The sequence below is a fragment of the Limnospira fusiformis SAG 85.79 genome (assembly GCF_012516315.1).
In the GTDB taxonomy this organism is placed as follows: domain Bacteria; phylum Cyanobacteriota; class Cyanobacteriia; order Cyanobacteriales; family Microcoleaceae; genus Limnospira; species Limnospira fusiformis.
In genome coordinates this window covers 3,516,810-3,537,281 of record NZ_CP051185.1, presented here as the reverse complement: position 1 = coordinate 3,537,281, position 20,472 = coordinate 3,516,810, and the positions used below count along the sequence as shown (strand labels likewise).

17 protein-coding genes and 7 pseudogenes are annotated in these 20,472 nt (G+C 47.1%); 9 read left to right on the top strand and 15 right to left on the bottom strand.

The features are described 5' to 3' along the window. Positions 1-56: 56 nt before the first annotated feature. Together HFV01_RS16610 and HFV01_RS32135 are read right to left on the bottom strand one after the other, a co-directional pair. Positions 57-1,688, bottom strand: coding sequence for an RNA-guided endonuclease InsQ/TnpB family protein (locus HFV01_RS16610; RefSeq protein ID WP_432430808.1), 1,632 nt, complete (start codon positions 1,686-1,688; stop codon positions 57-59). Then, a pseudogene (locus HFV01_RS32135) lies at positions 1,660-1,737 on the bottom strand (IS607 family transposase); the annotation flags it as partial. The pseudogene HFV01_RS32135 and the gene HFV01_RS16610, both read right to left, overlap by 29 nt. Positions 1,738-1,886: 149 nt before the next feature. Between HFV01_RS32135 and HFV01_RS16600 the strand changes: the two are divergent. After that, entirely contained in the window at positions 1,887-2,624 is a 738-nt protein-coding gene (locus HFV01_RS16600) for a lipoate--protein ligase family protein (protein WP_006626273.1), read from the top strand. Here the strand turns inward: HFV01_RS16600 and HFV01_RS16595 are convergent. The 6 genes and pseudogenes from HFV01_RS16595 to HFV01_RS16570 form a co-directional block, all read right to left on the bottom strand. Continuing rightward, positions 2,609-3,814, bottom strand: coding sequence for a site-2 protease family protein (locus HFV01_RS16595; protein WP_006626272.1), 1,206 nt, complete (start codon positions 3,812-3,814; stop codon positions 2,609-2,611). The genes HFV01_RS16600 and HFV01_RS16595 overlap by 16 nt on opposite strands. 376 nt (positions 3,815-4,190) lie before the next feature. Continuing rightward, positions 4,191-4,475, bottom strand: a complete 285-nt coding sequence (gene psaK / locus HFV01_RS16590) for a photosystem I reaction center subunit PsaK (protein ID WP_006626271.1) — start codon at positions 4,473-4,475, stop codon at positions 4,191-4,193. Between the two features lie 293 nt (positions 4,476-4,768). Continuing rightward, positions 4,769-6,517 carry a bifunctional 3,4-dihydroxy-2-butanone-4-phosphate synthase/GTP cyclohydrolase II gene (gene ribBA, locus HFV01_RS16585; RefSeq protein WP_006626270.1) on the bottom strand — a complete coding sequence of 583 codons (1,749 nt, stop codon included), beginning with the start codon at positions 6,515-6,517 and terminating at the stop codon, positions 4,769-4,771. A gap of 148 nt (positions 6,518-6,665) precedes the next feature. Beyond that, positions 6,666-6,806, bottom strand: coding sequence for a hypothetical protein (locus HFV01_RS16580; RefSeq protein ID WP_231296401.1), 141 nt, complete (start codon positions 6,804-6,806; stop codon positions 6,666-6,668). Between the two features lie 181 nt (positions 6,807-6,987). After that, positions 6,988-7,128 (bottom strand): hypothetical protein, encoded by a 141-nt coding sequence (locus tag HFV01_RS16575; protein WP_006670925.1) that lies wholly within the window; start codon positions 7,126-7,128, stop codon positions 6,988-6,990. A gap of 237 nt (positions 7,129-7,365) precedes the next feature. Then, a pseudogene (locus HFV01_RS16570) lies at positions 7,366-7,842 on the bottom strand (IS1 family transposase); the annotation flags it as partial. Between the two features lie 102 nt (positions 7,843-7,944). On the opposite strand from HFV01_RS16570, the pseudogene HFV01_RS16565 reads away from it, so the two are divergent. Continuing rightward, positions 7,945-8,781, top strand: a pseudogene (locus HFV01_RS16565) (IS630 family transposase). A gap of 15 nt (positions 8,782-8,796) precedes the next feature. On the opposite strand, the gene HFV01_RS16560 reads toward HFV01_RS16565, so the two are convergent. Genes HFV01_RS16560 through HFV01_RS16550 form a run of 3 tightly spaced genes read right to left on the bottom strand, consistent with a single transcriptional unit; the run spans position 8,797 to position 9,393 of the window. Then, on the bottom strand, positions 8,797-8,991 hold the full coding sequence (locus HFV01_RS16560) for a hypothetical protein (RefSeq protein WP_108614960.1): 195 nt from the start codon (positions 8,989-8,991) through the stop codon (positions 8,797-8,799). Between the two features lie 9 nt (positions 8,992-9,000). Continuing rightward, complete coding sequence (locus HFV01_RS16555; RefSeq protein WP_152344063.1) at positions 9,001-9,192, bottom strand: hypothetical protein; 192 nt, start codon at positions 9,190-9,192, stop codon at positions 9,001-9,003. 9 nt (positions 9,193-9,201) lie between these two features. Next, positions 9,202-9,393: a hypothetical protein gene (locus HFV01_RS16550; protein ID WP_152344063.1), complete on the bottom strand. Its 192-nt coding sequence runs from the start codon at positions 9,391-9,393 to the stop codon at positions 9,202-9,204. Positions 9,394-9,872: 479 nt separating this feature from the next. Here HFV01_RS16550 and HFV01_RS16545 point away from each other — a divergent pair. After that, positions 9,873-10,756, top strand: a pseudogene (locus tag HFV01_RS16545) (IS630 family transposase). Positions 10,757-10,894: 138 nt separating this feature from the next. Here the strand turns inward: HFV01_RS16545 and HFV01_RS16540 are convergent. Beyond that, a protein-coding gene (locus HFV01_RS16540; RefSeq protein WP_006670343.1) for an IS630-like element ISAtsp1 family transposase occupies positions 10,895-11,771 on the bottom strand; the annotation gives its coding sequence in 2 pieces (ribosomal slippage) (positions 10,895-11,440 and positions 11,442-11,771; 876 coding nt in all). A gap of 2 nt (positions 11,772-11,773) precedes the next feature. On the opposite strand from HFV01_RS16540, the gene HFV01_RS30850 reads away from it, so the two are divergent. Continuing rightward, entirely contained in the window at positions 11,774-11,980 is a 207-nt protein-coding gene (locus tag HFV01_RS30850) for a hypothetical protein (RefSeq protein WP_071776885.1), read from the top strand. Between the two features lie 432 nt (positions 11,981-12,412). Continuing rightward, positions 12,413-12,535 carry a hypothetical protein gene (locus HFV01_RS30845; protein WP_006621755.1) on the top strand — a complete coding sequence of 41 codons (123 nt, stop codon included), beginning with the start codon at positions 12,413-12,415 and terminating at the stop codon, positions 12,533-12,535. Positions 12,536-12,783: 248 nt separating this feature from the next. On the opposite strand, the gene HFV01_RS16530 is transcribed toward HFV01_RS30845, so the two are convergent. After that, positions 12,784-13,660, bottom strand: a protein-coding gene (locus HFV01_RS16530; RefSeq protein WP_108614957.1) for an IS630 family transposase whose coding sequence is annotated in 2 segments (ribosomal slippage) — positions 12,784-13,329 and positions 13,331-13,660 — 876 coding nt in all. Because the reading frame shifts where the segments join, the coding sequence is not laid out codon by codon here. A gap of 238 nt (positions 13,661-13,898) precedes the next feature. Between HFV01_RS16530 and HFV01_RS16525 the strand changes: the two are divergent. The 3 pseudogenes from HFV01_RS16525 to HFV01_RS16515 all read left to right on the top strand — a co-directional run. Beyond that, positions 13,899-14,096, top strand: a pseudogene (locus HFV01_RS16525) (IS4 family transposase); the annotation flags it as partial. 70 nt (positions 14,097-14,166) lie between these two features. Then, positions 14,167-15,815: pseudogene (locus HFV01_RS16520) on the top strand (IS1634-like element ISAtsp2 family transposase). Positions 15,816-15,842: 27 nt separating this feature from the next. Continuing rightward, a pseudogene (locus HFV01_RS16515) lies at positions 15,843-16,736 on the top strand (IS4-like element ISAtsp3 family transposase); the annotation flags it as partial. Positions 16,737-16,830: 94 nt separating this feature from the next. Here the strand turns inward: HFV01_RS16515 and HFV01_RS16510 are convergent. Together HFV01_RS16510 and pap are read right to left on the bottom strand one after the other, a co-directional pair. After that, on the bottom strand, positions 16,831-17,820 hold the full coding sequence (locus tag HFV01_RS16510; RefSeq protein WP_006626268.1) for a YdcF family protein: 990 nt from the start codon (positions 17,818-17,820) through the stop codon (positions 16,831-16,833). 197 nt (positions 17,821-18,017) lie between these two features. Next, the gene (pap, locus tag HFV01_RS16505; RefSeq protein WP_006626267.1) at positions 18,018-19,496 is read right to left on the bottom strand and encodes a polyphosphate:AMP phosphotransferase; all 1,479 of its coding nucleotides are present in this window, start codon (positions 19,494-19,496) and stop codon (positions 18,018-18,020) included. 441 nt (positions 19,497-19,937) lie between these two features. Here pap and HFV01_RS16500 point away from each other — a divergent pair, with 441 nt between their 5' ends. After that, on the top strand, positions 19,938-20,183 hold the full coding sequence (locus HFV01_RS16500; RefSeq protein ID WP_006626266.1) for a DUF2949 domain-containing protein: 246 nt from the start codon (positions 19,938-19,940) through the stop codon (positions 20,181-20,183). The last annotated feature ends 289 nt before the right edge of the window (positions 20,184-20,472 follow it).

The following is a 20,472-nucleotide window of genomic DNA, read 5'->3' as shown; positions in this document are numbered from 1 at the left end:
GTTAATGGGGGTTTTTTGCAGATCCTACCCCATCAATTCTAGGGGAACTGATACATTTACGCGACATTTATCCGGCTATTGCCGGACAATGCGACGATAGCACTATTACCCGTTAAGGTAACAGAGGCGGTATCCCGCAAAGCTTTTAGAAAGATTCCAAAAGCACCGTTCCAGTCCCTGGGTAGAGTGAACCCACACTCAGGACATCGGAACACTTTTGAGCCACCTAGCTGGGAATGCATCTGACCACAGTGAGTACAGGTTTTGCTGGTGTATTCTTCCGTCACATCTACAACTGTGGTTCCAGTTATCTCGGCTTGATGTCTCAGGGTTAGTTTGAATCGATAATGCGCCCATGTCAGCATGGCTCGGGCCGTCTTGGATTTGATTTTCCGCTTGGCTTTGGCAACCATGTTGGAAGTCTCGAAGGTGGGCAGAAAAATTATGCTGTAGTTGTGAGTCAAGTAGTGAGCAATTTGTTTGTGGGCTTCATCAACTAGATTGCGGATTTTGGTTCTCATTCGTTGAGCCGCTTGCCTCATCCGTCGCCTCCTTGAACGACAGGGTTCCTTGGCGATTCGGCTCATCAAATCATCCAAATGTTGACATAGCCTAGTAATGCGTCCTATATCCCCGGAGCCCAATTCCAGAAACCGAGAGCCATCAAACCCAGTTATGAAAGTTCGCACACCCGGGTCTAATGTAATTACGCCATTCGCTTCAGTTGGGGTAACGGCAACTGGTTCAGGGAAAATCGCCAACCATCGACCTTTGGTAAACACCAACTGAGTCCCTTGCCCGCAAGTTTTAGGGATAGCTTCGGAAACCATGAAAGTTAATCCTTTCGTTAGTCTTGGATACCAACTCCCTGAAGAGAAATTAGTATTATTGAACTTAATCCCTTGAGAGCTGTCACGACAACTTCTAAACCTGGCATCAGGACTGGCGGTCAAAGCCTGATAGGCATCAAAGATGGCATTTTGCCGAATGTGGCAGGGTGTTTCTTTGACCCATTCGGGTAAGTCACTCTGCATCACTTTATTGCGTAACTTTAACTTGCTTAGTCGTTTACCACTCCTAGATAATGCAATTGCTTGGTTGTAGCAATACCGACAAGCAGCCAGCCATTTACGCCAGACTTGATTTAGCTCGGGGCTGGGGTAAATCCGGATCTTCTTTGACCTGAGTTTTGTATTTACTCCGTCGGTATAATCGGGAACTGAAGCAGTGGAGGATGGCGAGGATGTCCTCAACCATTTCTCGTTCTGGACTGAGACTTGTCTGGTTGAGAACCATGAGTGAGCAACTGTTTTGCTCACAGAGCCATCGAAACAAGTCAAATCCCCATATTGCCAATCGGTCTGGGTGGGCAACGACAACCATGCGGACATCTCCTGACAAATGATGTCCCAGTCAGGCCAGCATTTTCTTTCCCTTGAAGTTGAGCCCGCCTCGGATTTCTGAGACGACTTCTGCTTCGGGGTAGAGGTTGGACAATGCGGCCACCTGTCGGTTGAGGTCGGACTGCTGGGCGCGGCTACTAACTCTGGCATAGATAACGACTTTGCGTTTGTCACTGCCTGATATGGAATCAGAATATGACTCAACGTTGTATCGTCGTTGCCCAGCGGGGGTTCTGATGGTCTCGATTGAGCCATTTTTGTCCCATCTGCGGAGTATTCTTTCATGGACTCCAAGGATTTGGGCCGCTTCCTTGGGTTTGACATATCTGGCAATAGGTTTATCCTCAACTCTTCTCGCTTCTTATACCATATTGCCCTAAAATATTAACCTAATTTGAGATTAAATCATGCTCCCTACCTTATGGGTAACTCTGAGATGGGCACAGCATCAATCTGTGAAAGGGGGTATAGGTATATGTAGTTATGTCTACTGATAGTTCTGTCTGGCGTTTAATCCCTCTGACTGAGGCTTCGGGGCGGCTGCAAATGGCGATAGATAGCTGGTTGCTATCACAACATGATCAAGGTTGTCATCCCTCGACATTGCGGTTTTATACTTGGCAACCTGTAGCCATTTCTCTGGGTTATCATCAACGGCGCTGGCCGGAATTTTGGCATGATTTGCAATGGCAGAATCAGCCTATTGAATTGGTGCGCCGCCCTAGTGGAGGACGGGGGGTACTGCATCAAGGGGATCTGACTTATGCGGTGGTGACTTCGGGGTTGTCTGGATCGCGATCGCAAATTTACCAATACATTAGCGAGTTTTTAGTGAGGGGATGGCGAAGTCTAGGATTTCATCTCGATTATGGTTCTGCGGGACGGGGCTATATTCATCATCCTGACTGTTTTGGGACAGCAACCGGAGCGGATTTAGTCCTAGACAATGGTTATAAACTGATTGGTAGCGCTCAACTGTGTCGGGGTCGGGCGGTGCTTCAACATGGGTCTATGCGTTTAACTCCTGACCCGGGTCTACAATCCCAAGTATTTGGGACTGCTATGGCATCCCCACCATTGCTATCTATGGAATTACAAACTGTCATAGATGCTTTAATTATGGCGGCTACGGATAGCTTTGGGATTCAATTAGACACCCAACCCTTAACGGAGGCTGAATGGGATCAGATCGCCAAATTTGCGCCTCAATTCTCGGTGTAGGAGGCGGCGGTTTTAGCGATCGCATCTAGGGGAAGTCCAGGGGGATAACTACCATCTTCTTTGATCCGTTTAATATTAGCTTCGGGAATAGGAACTCTGAGAGATTTAGCCACGGCCCTAACGACATCCCCACGATCTATTATGCCTGAGACGGCTCCGGCTGGGGATAAAACTGTGATTCTAGGAAGTCCTTGGGATTCCATTTGGTTAATTACTTCCACCAGTAGGGCTTTTTCTGGGACTGCAATTAACTGATCTAGAGGTGTGACAATATCATGCAAGGTCTGCGTTTCCCATTGACTACGTTCGACCATTCGCAACTTGTCCACAGACACTAACCCCCGATAGCGACCGGACGAGGCGGCAAAAAATACTGGAATGGAGGAGGGACAAATCAAATAATCATCGGCAAATTGTCGCAGGGTCATCTCGGCATCAATGACTCTAAATTCACGGGTCATCACATCACTAGCTTGAATTTTGAGCAAGACTTCCTGCAAATCGCTCATTCGCGAGTAGGAACTAGCGTTACGGATGACGAACAAACCAATTAAGGCAATCCACAAACCGCTATAGTTATTGCCTGCGAATAGGGCAAATAGACCTAGGAAAATTGCCCCCCAACCCAGAAATTGTCCGCTTCTGGCGGCCCAACGTACTCCAGCAAACCGACTTCCGGTAATCTGCCAAACTGTGGCTTTTAGTACCTGTCCACCGTCTAGGGGTAAACCGGGTATTAAATTAAATATGGCTAGGACTAGGTTAATTTCCCCAATCCGTTGGGCAATTTCTCGCACCAGGTTGGGTTCTGGTAAACTTTGGGCTAATGCGGTTAGTAGAAAAAATAGGGCTAAACTGACTAGGGGACCGGCGATCGCTACTTGGAAAGCCTGACCGGGTGTTTTTGATTCTTTCTCAATGGAGGCAATACCTCCAAACAAAAATAGGGTGATGGAATTGACCTGAATGCCTTGGGATTTGGCAATCAAGCTGTGTCCTAACTCGTGGAGGAGAACAGAAGCAAACAGCAGCAGCGCGACTGCTAAACCTGCGCCCCAGGATAATAGTTCTCCCCATTGCAAATATTCCTGACTATTGAGTAATGTCACCAACACGACGATGACAAACCATGAGGAGTCGATATACAGTGGAATACCAAATATCGTTCCTATCCGCCAACCTGCCTGCATGAATCCCTCCCTTGAATCCCTTGCCGTGATTACAGACAAGGTATACGTTATCTTTACCGGGGGGTTAATTACTTTCCCCCTCTTCCAGTGTAACAGATACATTTAACCCAGAAAAAGCTGGCTATAGTTACGAGTTATGGCCTCACCCCTGCTGTACAAGCCATGGGGAGTCAATAGGGTTAATTGAGCAATTAAGGCTACAGGAAGATGCGGTGAATGTTTAGGCGATCGCCAACTTGAGTTAAGTAAGGTTGGTAAAGGGTTAATTTTAATTGTATTTACCCACAGTTAAGGGGTAATTAACCTTGGCTATCACACCAGGAAATTAGGGAGCAAAATGCTCCCATTACTGCTTGTTTGTGACTAACTATGGCTACTACAGGACTCCAGCATTAGCCAAGCCGAGGATGACACCTGCACCGAGGAGATGGCCTAAGCTGGCGGTGGCGAGGAGTTCGGGAAAACCAAACCCAGTAAAAATGCGGGGTAAGGAAACGGGAAGGGCGGGACCTTTGCCACGATTTTCTTTAGAGATGCCATAATAACCAATGACAATGGCAAATACATTGCACAAAATCATGATAATTGCCACGCTAAAAGACCACTCAACAGTCTGACCCGTTGTACTTTGCACGCCCAAAAACAGGTTTAAATTGCTCATTTTTTGCTCCTAAATCTCAGATTTTTAGTAAACAGCATTTTAATATGTAATTGGTAAAATCGGCAAGCCCCAATTCCTCAAAGTCTCTGGCTAAGGCTAATTATCGGAACTGGTCTTGATAGGAATCACTCAAAAAATGTCGCCCATTATATCTCAAAAATGCGGAGGGGCAAGGTTTTGTTTTAAAAATTAACAAACCTGGCGCTGAGACCAGGTAGTTAATTGCTAATCAAGGTTAAGTTATGATGGCATTAGGTATGTTAAATGAGGGTTGATTAGCCCCAGAGAATTACTTACCATGAAAAACTATAAATTGTTTGCAACTCACGGGCGTAGCATAAAGAACCAGGAAGGCTGGAAAAGGGGAAAGCCTGACGTTTTAATTGCCCCTTGAGACTGGTTAAAGGGTCATTGCCGGAAGCAATTAGAAACTCCAACCTTTGCAAATCTGGTAAAGCGACAATATGATCAAGTATCTGTTGGATAGCATTGACATAGGGATGGTCAGGATATTGATACCAGTCGGGTGATGCCAATAATGGTTGATCAAGACCGAGATGAAAAACTAGGTCTGCTTGACCAAATAAAGCCACAGCGACGGGACGAGTTTCTTCCTGAATTAGCAGGTCATAAGTATGGGCGATATTCTGTAACTTTTCCATGCGATCGCCATAGGAATAAAGTTCCGCTGCCGACTTGAGGACCGACATAGTAGAAGGGATAAAAGTTTCCCCCATTTCCTCTGCTGCTTCCCAAGTGGCTTGGGGTGAATGATGCCATTTAACCGCCACTGTAACCAAATAGGTTTGCAGTAAAAGATGACCTAATTTTTGTGCCTTAGTTGCCAGATACACAGAATTATAATCGGTGGCCTCAATCAATAATGGGACGCGATCGACAATCTCAATACCATAACCCTTGAGTCCCGCAATTTTACGAGGATTATTAGTGACTAGGCGGATCTGTCGGACACCAATATCATTAAGAACTTGCGCCCCCATGCCATAATTGCGTAGGTCAGGGGGAAAGCCGAGGCGTTCGTTAGCCTCGACGGTATCCAGCCCCATATCTTGCAGAGAATAGGCTTTAAGTTTATTGATTAAACCAATACCGCGCCCTTCTTGTTTGAGATAAACTACCACCCCAGCTCCAGCATGGTTAATCATTTTTAAGGCCGTTTGCAGTTGCATCCTACAGTCGCAGCGTAGAGAACCGAAAGCGTCCCCCGTTAGACATTCAGAGTGAACCCTAACCATGACCGGAATATCACCAAATGTAGCCGGATCTCCTTTGACGAGGGCGACGTGCTCGCTATTATCCTGGGTGTTACGATAGGCATAAATGAGAAAATCCCCGAATTGGGTGGGAAGTTTGGCCACGGCTTCGCGAATAATAAAGCGATCGTGCTGTAGGCGATAGCTAATTAGGTCAGCAATGCTGATCAACTTGAGATTATGGGTTTTAGCATATTCGATCAATTGTGGCAGTCGCGCCATAGACCCGTCGGGGTTTTGAATTTCGCAAATCACCCCACCCGGATATAAACCCGCCAGTCGCGCTAGGTCTACGGCTGCTTCTGTATGACCAGCCCTTTCTAGCACTCCCCCTTCTTTAGCCCGCAGGGGGAAAATATGACCCGGACGACGCAGATCCTCTGGTTTAGTCTGGGGTTGGATCGCCACTTGAATAGTCCGGGCGCGATCTTCGGCAGAAATTCCGGTGCTGACTCCCATTTGGGGGGAAGCGTCGATGCTGACCGTGAAGGCGGTTTGGTTGCTATCGGTGTTTTTTGTCACCATTAGGGGAAGATCGAGTTGGTCGAGGCGATCGCCTGTTAGGGCTAAACATATTAATCCTCTGGCTTCCACCGCCATAAAATTAATCAGGTTGGGCGTAGCAAAATTAGCTGCACAGATGAGATCACCTTCATTTTCCCGGTGTTCATCGTCCACAACCACGATACAGCGTCCGGCTTTCAAGTCGGCTAAAGCATCTTCAACGGGATCGAATTTAAAAGGGGGGGTGGAAGTTGGTTCGGTCACGGAATCCTAAAATTAGCTATAAGTCTTGGAACAAGCTGATTAACCATTCTAACTGTTTTTCTATCCTACACTCAAACTTTCAACAGTAAAAAGCCCCGCTTGACCAACAAATCAGCGGGGCCTTTATAAGCCAACCTTTAAAGTAGGATTATCGCATATCCCACAGAGCCTTAAACAAAGTCTCAGCCTGCTTTCTGGATGTGGCATTCCTGGCAGCCTTGAGCGCCGCCCCAGATACTTTGTTCCCTTTGTGGTACGCTCTAGTAATCCGTGCGAGACGTTTAGGCATCAAATAGAGCTGCAATGAATGCTTGAAATAACAGCAAGCGTGAGGGTTCCAGCCCCTTGGTTGGATATAAGGGAGTCTCCCCTGAGCGACCTCATAACTGTTTATATGTCCCGACTTTTTGTATCATTTTGATACCAAAACCAGGCAAGGAACCCAGGGTCAACATACGTTGTTACAATTCTTAACAGTTTTGTAACAAACGTTGAGGGTAACGGCGATAGCCACCCCCGGTTTGAGAACTCATAACTCTAGGACTAAAGCGGGGAACGGAAGGCGTGAGATCAAACCTACTATCAAGACGCGACCACTGCCAACCATCCATGATTAAGGAAATCTGAATGTCTGACTTGAACCATCGCAATGAGCAGGTAGCGAAATAGGTTGAAACGCTACACCCAAAAGGGCAAGGGGAAAAGTAGGGGTTTGGATGAGACACCTACATAGACCTTTAAAAGTACCCCGGTGGATAGGAAAAATCTAAAGATGGAATGCCCATATAAACAGAACGTTTTAACCCCTCTAAGGCTCTGGGTATCTGGTCGAGGTATTCATGGTAGTACTAAAGAGGTAATGATGCGTTGTAGTGATGGATAAAATACCAAATGCCACCAATGTGATTCTGCAAACACTTGGAAAAGGACAAGGTCTTGGGTACTAAGCGAGACACTGGTTGTCTCAAGGTATTGTTAAACCTTTCGATGTAGCTGGTCAAACCTGTATCCTTCCCAACCCCTTGATGACGTTTACTCGGTAGAACAGCCTCATAGGCCCCCCAGAAATCTGTATAAGCCACCGCACATTGGCGATACACTGGGGGCAATGACTCCCACAATTGGCGGGCTGCGGCTTCATCCCGTGCACCAATGTAAACACCGACAATCTCACGGGTTTTTACGTCGAGAGCTAACCAAATCCACTGTTTGTTTCCTCAGGGTACGAAAAGACCACAATTCATCACATTGAATCGTTAACCTCCCGTTTTTTTGTGCCTCACCTGGACTTGGCGGGGCACAGAGGCATATTTCTGATTGACGTATAGCACAAGACAGGAAAGTTAGGACGTATAATGGAGAGGACGAGATGACTAAGAAGACCCAAAAGGCCAGCCCCCTATAGTTACGACCTCAGACAAAAAGTTATTAATGCAATTGAACTAGACGGTATGCCCAAAACATAAGCCAGTCAACTTTTCCATGTCAGCCGGAACACCATTAATCTCTGGCTGCAAAGAAAAGCACAGACCGGAGACTTCCTCCCTCAACCTAATCACCCACCTGGCAATAACCACAAAATTACCGACTGGCAAAAATTCAAGGCTTTTGCCCAAGAGCATGGCCACAAAACCTCCGCTCAGATGGCTGAACTTTGGGATGACGACATCTCTCCTCGCACCATATCCAGAGCCTTGAAGAAAATTGGCTTCACCAGAAAAAAAACTTACGGCTACCAAGAACGTTGGAAGCAACAGCGAGAGGAGTTTATTGCTCAGATTGAACAGATGGAGCCGGAAGGGTTGGTTTACCTCGATGAAGCTGACATGAATAGTCAAGACTCAGATGATCCTTATGGTTACTGCCAGGAAGGACAACGCTTCCATGCCCTCAAATCAGGGAAGAGGCAGGGCAGGGTGAGCATGATTGTGGCATGGTGTCATCAACAACTCTTAGCCCCCTTTACCTTTGAGGGTTGTTGTAATCGGACAGTGTTTGAGTTGTGGTTGGAGTTCATCTTAATTCCAACACTGAAGCCAGGTCAGACTCTAGTGCTAGACAATGCAACGTTTCATAAAGGGGGACGGATTCCTGAGCTAGTGGAGGCGGCTCAATGCCGTTTGCTCTATCTACCACCTTATTCGCCAGACCTCAACAAGATAGAGAAATGTTGGTCGTGGTTGAAAGCCCGCATTCGCCATTGTATTGAGCAGTTTGATTCTCTCCATGATGCCATGGATTCCGTTCTCAAGGCTGCGTCCTAACCACCTTGACTAATGCTATAAATAAGCGATCGCTCTTGGTAGGTTGGGTGAAACGAGGGTGAAACCCAATATAACGGAGAGATGGTGGTGTTGGGTTCCGTTACCTCCACCCAACCTACTTAAATAAGCGATCGCTCTTTGTAGGTTGGGTGAAACTCCGTGAAACCCAACATCATTGAGAGATGGTGTTGTTGGGTTCCGTACCTCCACCCAACCTACTTAAATAAGCGATCGCTCTTGGTAGGTTGGGTGAAACTCCGTGAAACCCAATATAACGGAGAGATGGTGGTGTTGGGTTCCGTTACCTCCACCCAACCTACTTAAATAAGCGATCGCTCTTTGTAGGTTGGGTGAAACTCCGTGAAACCCAACATCATTGAGAGATGGTGTTGTTGGGTTCCGTACCTCCACCCAACCTACTTAAATAAGCGATCGCTCTTGGTAGGTTGGGTGAAACTCCGTGAAACCCAATATAACGGAGAGATGGTGGTGTTGGGTTCCGTTACCTCCACCCAACCTACTTAAATAAGCGATCGCTCTTTGTAGGTTGGGTGAAACTCCGTGAAACCCAACATCATTGAGAGATGGTGTTGTTGGGTTCCGTACCTCCACCCAACCTACTTAAATAAGCGATCGCTCTTGGTAGGTTGGGTGAAACTCCGTGAAACCCAACATAACCGAGAGATGGTGTTGTTGGGTTCCGTTACCTCCACCCAACCTACTTAAATAAGCGATCGCTCTTTGTAGGTTGAGTGAAACTCCGTGAAACCCAACATAACCGAGAGATGGTGTTGTTGGGTTCCGTTACCTCCACCCAACCTACTTAAATAAGCGATCGCTCTTGGTAGGTTGGGTGAAACTCCGTGAAACCCAATATAACGGAGAGATGGTGTTGTTGGGTTCCGTTACCTCCACCCAACCTACTTAAATAAGCGATCGCTCTTGGTAGGTTGGGTGAAACTCCGTGAAACCCAACATAACGGAGAGATGGTGTTGTTGGGTTCCGTTACCTCCACCCAACCTACTTATAGCACAAGACAGAACACTTAGGACGTATAATGGAGAGGACGAGATGACTAAGAAGACCCAAAATGCCAGCCCCCTATAGTTACGACCTCAGACAAAAAGTTATTGATGCCATTGAACTAGACGGTATGCCCAAAACAGAAGCCAGTCAAGTTTTCCATGTCAGCAGGAACACCATTAATCTCTGGCTGCAAAGAAAAGCACAGACCGGAGACTTCCTCCCTAAACCTCATCACCGACCTGGCAATAACCACAAAATTACCGACTGGCAAAAATTCAAGGCTTTTGCCCAAGAGCATGGCGACAAAACAGCAGCTCAAATGGCTGAACTTTGGGATGACGACATCTCTCCTCGCACCATATCCAGAGCCTTGAAGAAAATTGGCTTCACCAGAAAAAAAAACTTACGGCTACCAAGAACGTGATGAGCAACAGCGAGAGGAGTTTATGGCTCAGATTGAACAGATGGAGCCGGAAGAAGTGGTCTACCTCGATGAAGCCGGCATGAATAGTCAGGACTCGGATTACCCTTATGGTTACTGCGAGGAAGGAAAACGCTTCCATGCACTCAAATCAGGGAAGAGGCAGGGCAGGGTAAGTATGATAGCCGCATGGTGTTATCAACAACTCTTAGCTCCCTTTACCTTTGAGGGTTGTTGTAATCGGACAGTGTTTGAGTTGTGGTTGGAGTTTATCTTAATTCCAACATTGAAGCCAGGTCAGACTCTAGTATTGGACAATGCAACGTTTCATAAAGGGAGGCGGATTGCTGAACTGGTGGAGGCAGCTCAATGCCGTTTACTCTATCTTCCGCCTTATTCGCCAGACCTCAACAAGATAGAGAATAGAGAAATGTTGGTCGTGGTTGAAAGCCCGCATTCGCCATTGTATTGAGCAGTTTGATTCTCTCCATGATGCCATGGATTATGTTCTCAAGGCTGCGTCCTAACCCTATTGACTAGTGCTATAAGTAGGTTGGGTGGAGGTACGGAACCCAACACCACCATCTCTCCGTTATATTGGGTTTCACGGAGTTTCACCCAACCTACCAAGAGCGATCGCTTATTTATAGCATTAGTCAAGGTGGTTAGGACGCAGCTTTGAGAACGGAATCCATGGCATCATGGAGAGAATCAAACTGCTCAATGCAGTGGCGAATACGGGCTTTCAGCCACGACCAACATTTCTCTATCTTGTTGAGGTCTGGCGAATAAGGTGGTAGATAGAGTAAACGGCATTGAGCTGCCTCCACCAGTTCAGCAATCCGTCCCCCTTTATGAAACGTTGCATTGTCCAATACTAGAGTCTGACCTGGCTTCAATGTTGGAATTAAGATGAACTCCAACCACAACTCAAACACTGTCCGATTACAACAACCCTCAAAGCTAAAGGGAGCTAAGAGTTGTTGATGACACCATGCGGCTATCATACTTACCCTGCCCTGCCTCTTCCCTGATTTGAGTGCATGGAAGCGTTTTCCTTCCTCGCAGTAACCATAAGGGTAATCCGAGTCCTGACTATTCATGCCGGCTTCATCGAGGTAGACCACTTCTTCCGGCTCCATCTGTTCAATCTGAGCCATAAACTCCTCTCGCTGTTGCTTCCAACGTTCTTGGTAGCCGTAAGTTTTTTTTTCTGGTGAAGCCAATTTTCTTCAAGGCTCTGGATATGGTGCGAGGAGAGATGTCGTCATCCCAAAGTTCAGCCATTTGAGCGGAGGTTTTGTGGCCATGCTCTTGGGCAAAAGCCTTGAATTTCTGCCAGTCGGTAATTTTGTGGTTATTGCCAGGTCGGTGATGAGGTTTAGGGAGGAAGTCTCCGGTCTGTGCTTTTCTTTGCAGCCAGAGATTAATAGTGTTCCTGCTGACATGGAAAACTTGACTGGCTTCTGTTTTGGGCATACCGTCTAGTTCAATGGCATCAATAACTTTTTGTCTGAGGTCGTAACTATAGGGGGCTGGCATTTTTGGTCTTCTTAGTCATCTCGTCCTCTCCATTATACGTCCTAAGTGTTCTGTCTTGTGCTATAGATGGTTGGCAGTGGTCGCGTCTTGGTAGTAGGTTCTACCTCACGCCTTCCGTTCCCCGCTTCAATCCTGGAGTTATGATTTCCAAAACTGGGGGTGGCTATCGCCGTTACTCTCTACTCCCTGATTTCTCAGTTCGTTTATGACCTTGAGTTCCTTGCCTTGCTTAGTTCCCTAAGCGTCGGGACATATAACCAGTTATGAGGATGGTCAGGAGAGGTCTCCTTATATCCAGATTCGGAGCTGGGATCCTCACCGGGTAGTTATTTCGGGCATTTCAGCCCTATTTCATACCCGAACGTCTCGCACCATACGCTTACACTTTTCACTACTCTTGTGAGTAATATTGCTCACTTATTTATTAGAGAGCCAATGAGGGGTTTAAACGTTCCGTTTATACGGGCATTCCATCTTTAGACTTGTCCTATCCACCGGGTTACTTTTAAAGGTCTGTGTAGGTGTTGGTGTAAGTACCCTACTTTTCTCCGTACCCTTTTGGGCCCAGCGTATCAAACCTTTTCGCTGGCTTAGTAGTTACGATGGTTCAAGTCGGAACATTCAGATTTCCTTAGTCATAGATGGTTGGCAGTGGTCGGATTTATTGGGATAGGTTTTCCCTCACGCCTTCCGTTCCCCGCTTCAATCCTGAGTTTGTGATTCCCAAAACTGGGGGTGGCTATCGCCGTTACTCTCTCCCATAATCGCCCCAAGTGGGTTTAATACTCCTTCTAGGTATACTTGGACGGTATATTGCGATTTCTTCAAATGGGATTGACCTTGAGTCCCCTGCCTTGCTTAGATTCATAACGTCTAAGCGTTGGGACATATAAACAGTTAAGGGGTGGTTTAAGCCCCTCTAGGAGGTTATTTCAGGCATTGCAGCCTTATTTTGTCTCCTAAACGTTTCGCACTACACCTCTATCATTACATATAGCATTAGTCAAGGTGGTTAGGACGCAGTTTTGAGAACGGAATCCATGGCATCATAGAGAGAATCAAACTGCTCAATACAATGGCGAATGCGGGCTTTCAACCACGACCAACATTTCTCTATCTTGTTGAGGTCTGGCGAATAAGGTGGTAGATAGAGCAAACGGCATTGAGCCGCCTCCACTAGCTCAGGAATCCGTCCCCCTTTATGAAACGTTGCATTGTCTAGCACTAGAGTCTGACTTGGCTTCAGTGTTGGAATTAAGATGAACTCCAACCACAACTCAAACACTGTCCGATTACAACAACCCTCAAAGCTAAAGGGGGCTAAGAGTTGTTGATGACACCATGGGGCCATATAGCTCACCCTGCCCTGCCTCTTCCCTGATTTGAGGGCATGGAAGCGTTTTCCTTCCTCGCAGTAACCATAAGGGTAATCCGAGTCCTGACTATTCATGCCAGCTTCATCGAGGTAAACCAACCCTTCCGGCTCCATCTGTTCAATCTGAGCCATAAACTCCTCTCGCTGTTGCTCATCACGTTCTTGGTAGCCGTAAGTTTTTTTTTCTGGTGAAGCCAATTTTCTTCAAGGCTCTGGATATGGTGCGAGGAGAGATGTCGTCATCCCAAAGTTCAGCCATTTGAGCGGAGGTTTGATCGCCATGCTCTTGGGCAAAAGCCTTGAATTTATGCCAGTCGGTAATTTTGTGGTTATTGCCAGGTGGGTGATTAGGTTTAGGGAGGAAGTCTCCGGTCTGTGCTTTTCTTTGCAGCCAGAGATTAATGGTGTTCCGGCTGACATGGAAAACTTGACTGGCTTCTGTTTTGGGCATACCGTCTAGTTCAATTGCATCAATAACTTTTTGTCTGAGGTCGTAACTATAGGGGGCTGGCATTTTTGGTCTTCTTAGTCATCTCGTCCTCTCCATTATACGTCCTAACTTTCCTGTCTTGTGCTATATTAGGCACCTCAGTACAGGACAAAAAAGCTGAAAGTCTTAGCCAAAAGGGAATCTAGCCGAAAATTCTGAAGGGGGCGCTCCGGGCTGAGGTGAAAGTCGAGGGGTGGGGGGGTAGCGCCAAGTTGGGGTGAGAGGGTTAGATCGGAATTACCACAAACCAAACTTCCCTCTCATGAACGAGCTTAACCGATTACGAGACACTTTGCGCCCTCACTTGCCCTGGCACGGGGCGAGATTAAACTTTGTCTGCCTGTTCCTGATGGCGCTATTCCAAACAAAGACGGTTAATCTGATGGAAATAGCGACTGTATTCGCAAATCCTGTGCAAATTTCCTCAAATTACCAGCGATTACAACCTACATTCCGCAGGTTGACAGGGAATAAAAGATATGGTGCTAGTCTAGGCTAGAAAGGGTTCCTTCGAGCGGTAGGCTCTGGCGATGCAGATTAAAAATTTAGACCATCTGGGTTTAGTGGCTGGAGTGATTGACGAACTTGGCCTGGTCGAGTTGACGGATAAGCGGATTGAACCTCATAGCTTGGAGCATGTGAGTGCCGGACAAGTGGTTAAAGCCATGATTTTGAACGCCCTAGGCTTTCTCAGTGCACCGTTGTATTTATTCAGCGAGTTTTTTGAGAGTAAAGCGGTGTCTCATCTGCTCGGGGAAGGGGTAGAGGCTCGTCACTTGAATGACGACCGCTTAGGTCGAGTGTTGGATGAACTCTACGCAGAAGGGACGACATCATTTTTTCTCCAGGTGGCGCTCCAGGCTGTGGAACGATTTGGAATTGATATTCAACAGCGTCATCTCGATGCCACCTCGATCTCAGTAGAAGGGAAGTATCAGCGGTGCTCGAAGGGGAAATCCGAGGTAGGACTTGAGTCAGCTCCCCCCGGTGAGACATCAGCAGAACCCAGCCCAATTCGGCTGTGTCGAGGCTATTCCCGAGACCATCGTCCAGATTTGAAACAGTTTTTGATGACTCTAGTCTGTGCCGCCGACGGTGGCGTGCCGCTATGGTTGCAGTTGGCCAGTGGCAATGAACAGGACACTCAGCAGTTTGCAGAGGTGCTCAAGGCGTTTGGTGACCAATGGACTAGCGACGGTATCGTTGTGATGGATGCCGCCTTTTACACAGCAGCCAATCTGCAGCAGATGGAGACCACGGGGTGGCTATCACGGCGTCGCTGACCCTAAAAGCGGCTCAAGAGCTGGTGCACAGCGATGTCACCCGACTGACTGAAGTCCCCTGCAACTCCAAGGATTACCGGATGTGGGAGATTGAGCAGACCTATGCCGGAGTGCGCCAGCGCTGGCGCCTCGTCGAAAGCCAAACCCGCAAAGCCAATGCCGACCTCTGGCAACCCGAATTAGAGAAGCTCGAACACCGCCTCAACCGCCAATTGAAAAAGCTGACCCAGCGGGTCTTTGCTTGCAAACCCGATGCCCTCGAGGCCTTGATGCAGTTTCAAGATGGACTCGAGGTGCATCAGCTCACTCAGGTCTCCCTGGAGACGGTGCGGGCCAAGCGACCCCCCGGTCGTCCCGCCAAATCCGCCGAACCCACCCCAGTTCAGGGCTATCGGCTCCAGGCCACGTTACAGCAGACCGCCACGGCGGAAGACCGCTTTAGCCGTCAGCGTAGTCGCTTTATTCTAGCCACCAATCAACTGGAGCAATCCCTCTGGCCGGCTCAGACCTGCTTGAGCGAATATAAAGGGCAACAGACCGTCGAGAGAGGCTTTCGCTTCCTCAAAGACCCCCTCTTCTTTGCCAGTAGCGTCTTTGTCAAAAAGCCGCAGCGGGTCGAGGCCTTAGCTCTCATCATGGCCCTAACCCTTATGGTGTATACCCTCGCCGAACGCCAACTGCGACAGGCGCTAGATGCTCAGAAGCAAACGGTGCGCGACCAACGCCAACAACCCACCGCTAAACCGACCTTTCGCTGGATTATGCAGAAGTTTCAAGGAATCCACTGGGTTAATCTCGATGGGCAAAGGCAGATTAGCAATCTCAATGATGAACGGCGATTGATTATTCACCTCTTCGGTCCACCCGTTGAGCGCTATTACTACGCATCCGGTTAATTACCTATCAACCTGCGGAATGTAGGATTACAACGTTTTTTTCGGCAATTCAAATTTGACCGGGCAGAGATTGCCCGTTTCGTCGTTAGCCTCATTGACATTCCCCAACCTTGGACTCTTAGTCTCGACCGCACCTGTTGGTCTTTCGGTCAAACCCATTTCAACATCTTGATGTTGGCAGTCGTCCACGAGGGGATTGCCTTTCCCCTGCTGTGGACGATGCTTGACAAAAAGGGCAATAGCAACAGTGGCGAACGCATGGACTTATTCGACCGCTTCGAGGCACTATTTCCTGACGTGGAGGTGGCTTGTCTGACCGCTGACCGGGAATTTGTGGGGCGAGATTGGCTCTCGTATCTTCTCATCGACCCCGAGGTTCCTTTCCGCCTACGCATCCGCCACAGCGAGCTGATTAGTCCTAAGTTAGGAGGAACTCGGCGTAGCGGCGAACGAATGTTTGATTCTCTGCGACCCGGAGAATTTCGCCAGCTTTCGGGTCGCCGTTGGGTTTGGGGACGGCAGGTTTACGTCATTGGCTCTCGTCTGGCTGATTCGGGGGAGTTGTTGATTCTCATCACTAACGCTTGCCCCGAAACGGCCCTCCCCGACTATGCTCGGCGTTGGGGTATTGAAAACCTCTTCGGAGCCTTGAAGACTCGGGGCTTCTGTCTCGAATCGACTCACTTTAAGGACCCTGAGCGCTTGAGCCGTTTATTGGCTTTGCTTAGCCTGGCTTTTACTTGGGCTATGAAGGTGGGTTTGTGGATTCACCAAGGTTCACCCATTCCTTTGAAGGCTCACGGACGACGCTCCCAGAGTCTTTTCCGCACTGGCTTGGATTTTCTACGCCGCACTTTCTCTAATCTGCCTTTGTTTTCAGGGCGGTTTCACCAGGCTCTACAACTTTTGTCCTGTACTTAGATTAGGCACTACCGTTACGAGCAATGACTAACATTTGTTGGTTATCTCCTCTAAAGAATCCTCGTAGCTTTAGCCCGATGGAGTGTCAACAGACTTATAAACTAGGAGCCATCCACCCCCGTAGAAAGTAATAAAAAGTAGCGAGATATTCATCAACCACACGGGTACTGAGAACCAAAGCCTCCGCATTAGGGGCGAAGTCTTGGAAAGAAACCCTCTCCTTACGTTTGCCATAGGGAATAAAAGTAGAAAAATTAGTGGGAGCCGGAATTACCTTAAAACCAGCTTGAGTAAATGTGAGGGCGGCGCGGCGCATTTCTAAGGCAGAAGTAACCAAAATGATAGTTCTTCCTAACCGCCTTTTTTCCATGATTTCTTTGACTTCTAGGGCTTCTTCCCTAACGGTATGGCTTTCAGTTGCCAAAAGAATATCACTAGGCAAAACTCCCATATAAATCAATAACTGTTGAATATCTTTCGCCTCATTAGTCGGATGAATTAACTCATGGCGATCGCCTGCTGCTACAATCACCAAACGAGCTAAACGTTCCCGATAAAGTTCGGCTGTATAGGGAATGCGATCGCCTGTAGCCGTGAGTTGGATCTGAGTTCTGTAGGGCAATTTAGGCTGTGTTGTTCCCCGTCCTAACAAAACAATTGCCCCGGCTCTTTCCCCACAACATAAATCAGTTTGAACTGTTTGCACAGCCACCCTTTCCACCTGCAAAGCCAACCATTGAGCCAAAACGGGGGTACTCGATAAAATCAGAATTAATAATGCAGTTAAAATTAAATTCGGAGCCGGATTTTTAATCCCCCCATTAGTAATCAAAGCCGAGGCAATGGTTAATAGTAAAATTGATAAACCCAGAGGTCTTAGAAAAATCGCCAAAAGCTGAATAACAGATCTACCAACCTGGCTATCAGGAGCGATAAAAGTGACTATAAGTAAAGTGAGAGTTAGTAAAAAAAACAGCCGACTAACTAAGCTATTTTCTTTGCCTGCTAAGAGTCTCCAAATCCTAAAAGAAATGGTAATCAGTAGCAGTAAAACCAGAACTTGGGTGAGTAATACAAACATCATTTTTTCCCTTCATGGTTGACCGTGGAGAATCCCACATCATATCACCCTTTGATTTTTCCTGGTCTACCCCAAATCAAATCACAGAGTGCTTTAGGGACTGAGGAAAACGAGAGCCGTATAACTGACAAATAGTATACGGCTCAAGTTTATAGTGAACTACCCGACGCTGGCAATAGTTTTGCCAAATTGCCTACTAACTATAAAGTTTGAGCGATCGCATCAGCCACCGTTTGCGCCACCTGCACCCGCGCATAAAACTTATCATTACCGGAAACCAAAGTCCAAGGAGCCCTAGGGGTATTAGTCCGATGCACCATTTGGTTGACGGCTACCTCATAACAAGACCATTTTTCCCGGTTCCGCCAGTCCTCATCTGTGAGTTTATATTGCTTAAACGGATTATTCTCGCGTTCAGTAAACCTTTCAAGTTGGGTATCCGGGTCAATATGTAACCAAAACTTCAGCAAAATATAACCCGCCGTAGTCAGTTGTTCCTCAAACTCATTAATTTCTCGATAGGCGCGTCGCCATTGTCGTTCGGAAGCAAACCCCTCAAGGCGTTCTACTAAGACCCGACCATACCAACTGCGGTCAAAAACGCCAATTTTTCCGGCTGGCGGAAGTTTACGCCAAAACCGCCACAGATAATGATGCACCTTTTGCTCATCAGTGGGAGCAGCAAAAGCATGAACTTCATAGCTGCGCGGATCAAGAATATCGGTTAAACGCTTAATGGATCCCCCTTTTCCAGCCGCGTCCCATCCCTCAAATATGGCTAAAACGGGGATTTGCTGTTCAAAAATCATTTGCTGCATCTTACCTAAGCGAACCTGTTGTTCCCGCAACTGTTCCTTATAGTCATCCTCTGACAAGGACAAACTCAGATCCACAGCAGCCAGGGGTTGTGGATCGGTAGGTTCTAGGTGTTGTTGGGGAGGAGTAAAAATAGGAGGCGGTTGCACTTCCAGCCTTTCGAGAGTCTCTTTGATAGTAGACACCATTTTAGATAGCACCTTGACCCTACCCCACCGTTTATCATCTCCCTCTACTAAGGTCCAGGGAACTACACCCGTGCTGGTGTGAATTAGCATCTCTTCGGCATAGGAACTATAAATATCATAGTTTTTAGCCTGCTCCCAGTCTTCGGGACGCACCCGCCATGCTTCTAGTTCATCGTTAGTGGCCTTTTTCAGGCGGCGCTTGAGTTCTTTTTTGCTCAAGTGAATCCAAAATTTGGCGATCGCTGCCCCATCGTCAATCATTTGACGCTCAAAAGCATTAATTTGACGCATTGCCATCCCTACATTAGCTTCTGGAAGTCTCTCAAATAGACGATCTTCCAGAACATGGGTATACCAACTGTGGTAAAAAATCCCGATTTTCCCATAACCTGGGAACTCTTGCCAAAATCTCCACATGAATGGATACAACCGCTCCTGTTCGGTCGGGGGCCACACCGGAATCACTTTGAACCCACGAGGGTCCATATAGCTAACCATTTTTTTGACTAGAGAACCCTTACCCGCCGCCGCCCAACCCTCCAGGACGATAATCACAGGTAGTTTTTTTTCCCAGCAGATTTGCTGTAGCGATCGCAGCTCCCGCATCAGTCCTTCCGTCTGAGTCTTATAGCTTTCTTTATCTAGCGAAAGCTCCAGGTTTAGTGTGTTGAGCATGAATATGAATCAATATCCGTCTAACTTACATCCAGTCTAGCAGGATCAGGAGTCCGGGAACACCCACTACACAGAACCGCCAGTCCCATTCCTTTTTAGATTATGGTTTGATGATTTTGTGATCCAAACCCGCTTCATTGCTTTTGTTAAAAAAACATTAGATTTTCACCAGAATAGCTCTGGTAACGGCTATGATAAATTTTCCCCCAAAAAAAAGTGCCGTCTGCCCAATTAACTCCCCCGGCACCTATACAGCTCAAACATAATTAGTGACCCAGATCACTTAAATTTCACAAAGAAATCACAATGTTCGGGTGTAATATATCACTGAACTTAGTTAGATAGAAGATAATATAGATACTATAGGAATTCACACCCGACTTAGTTATCTAATCCGACATCCAACAGTTCCCAACTTTTTTACGTTCATGCAGGAAAAAAATGATGATCTCAACCAAGCAAGCCCAGTTAATTCAATTTTTACGTTGGGAATTAGCGATCCCTGCCTCTTCCATCGCCATGGCCCTCCGACATCCTGAGCAAGAATCAGGTCAACTTCCCATGATTTTATGGCAATACGGGCTAGTCACCCTAGAACAGCTTGACCGGATTTTTGATTGGCTTGAAAAGTTCGGAACCTCTCCAGATATCACCTCCCGGTCTTATTCAGACAAAAAAGCTGGTTGAGAATCAATGGACTTAGATAGCATCTCAATTACAGATGCGTCTTAGGTTCCTTGGTTTATGCCGAATTTACACACTAATAGCCAATTTCTCTCAAGACTAAAATCTACCTGCATGACCTAAAAGTTTCAACTGCGAATGTTGAAAAATGATTAGATGATCACTATATATGTCGCCTCAAAAATGTTGGGGGTGAAAAAATTTTTGTATGGAGGTTTGACCAACCTTTTCTACCCTTAAAGGCTAAAACGAAAATTATAGCAACCGGTTGCTCACGATAAATCAACTATTA